Origin of the sequence: Shigella sp. FC1661 (assembly GCF_001712525.1) — a bacterium.
GTDB lineage: Bacteria > Pseudomonadota > Gammaproteobacteria > Enterobacterales > Enterobacteriaceae > Escherichia > Escherichia coli.
In genome coordinates this window covers 1-1,301 of record NZ_MDGW01000342.1, presented here as the reverse complement: position 1 = coordinate 1,301, position 1,301 = coordinate 1, and the positions used below count along the sequence as shown (strand labels likewise).

Below are 1,301 nucleotides of genomic sequence, written 5' to 3'. Positions count from 1 at the left end.
GATGTCACCGGGTCTGGTGGGGCGCTGGTAACCGCTAATAGGGGTCAGGTCAGGCACTTTTGCCGGGACCGTCTGTAACGTGGATGCCGGTACCTGCTCCCCGTGGTTATCTGGTTAACCCATATACAAGGGAGACAGAATGACCGAATCCAGCGATTACGAATCCGTCCAGGTCTTTATCGGCGTTGATGTCGGTAAAGATACGCATCACGCTGTTGCCATTAATCGTTCAGGTAAACGCCTGTTCGATAAAGCATTACCCAACGACGAAAACAAACTCAGGTCGCTAATATCTGACCTGAAACAACATGGTCAGATACTGCTGGTTGTTGATCAGCCAGCTACCATCGGTGCGTTACCTGTCGCCGTTGCCCGCTCAGAAGGAGTCCTTGTCGGATACCTCCCTGGACTGGCCATGCGCCGCATAGCCGACTTACACGCCGGTGAAGCTAAAACTGATGCTCGTGACGCTGCCATCATTGCCGAAGCTGCCCGTACCCTGCCTCACGCGCTACGCACGCTGAAACTGGCTGACGAGCAAATCGCCGAACTCTCCATGCTCTGCGGCTTCGATGATGATCTTGCCGCACAGACAACGCAGGCCAGCAACCGTATCCGCGGCCTTCTGACCCAGATACATCCGGCACTGGAGCGCGTTCTCGGTCCGAGACTTGAGCACCCGGCGGTACTCGATCTTCTCCAGCGATATCCCTCACCAGAAAAACTCGCTTCGCTGGGTGAGAAGAAGCTGGCAGCCCAGCTCTGCAAACTTGCGCCTCGTCTGGGTAAACGCCTTGCAGCAGACATAGCTCAGGCACTGGCCGAACAAACCGTCGTCGTTCCCGGCACGAATGCCGCTGCCGTAGTACTGCCACGTCTGGCACTCCAGCTCATCACGCTGCGTAAGCAAAGAGACGAGGTGGCGCTTGAGGTAGAACAGCGAGTTCTTGCTCACCCTCTTTACCCGGTCCTGACCAGTATGCCCGGAGTCGGTGTCAGGACCGCAGCCAGACTCCTCACCGAGGTCGCCTGCCGCGCCTTCGCCTCTGCCGCACATCTCGCTGCTTATGCTGGCCTTGCGCCGGTAACTCGGCGATCCGGCTCGTCAATACGCGGTGAGCATCCCTCGCGACGGGGTAATAAAGCTCTCAAACGGGCGTTGTTCCTGTCGGCCTTCGCCGCGCTCAGGGATCCGCTCTCCAGGGCTTACTACACCCGCAAAATGAGTCAGGGAAAACGACACAATCAGGCGCTTATCGCCCTGGCGAGACGACGCTGCGACGTTCTGTTCGCCATGATGC

General features: G+C 57.9%; 1 protein-coding gene. It reads left to right on the top strand.

Annotated elements, in window-relative coordinates:
- Positions 1-139: 139 nt before the first annotated feature.
- The coding region (locus tag BFF42_RS17540; RefSeq protein ID WP_146759055.1) for an IS110-like element ISEc20 family transposase at positions 140-1,301 on the top strand (1,162 nt) is incomplete at its 3' end.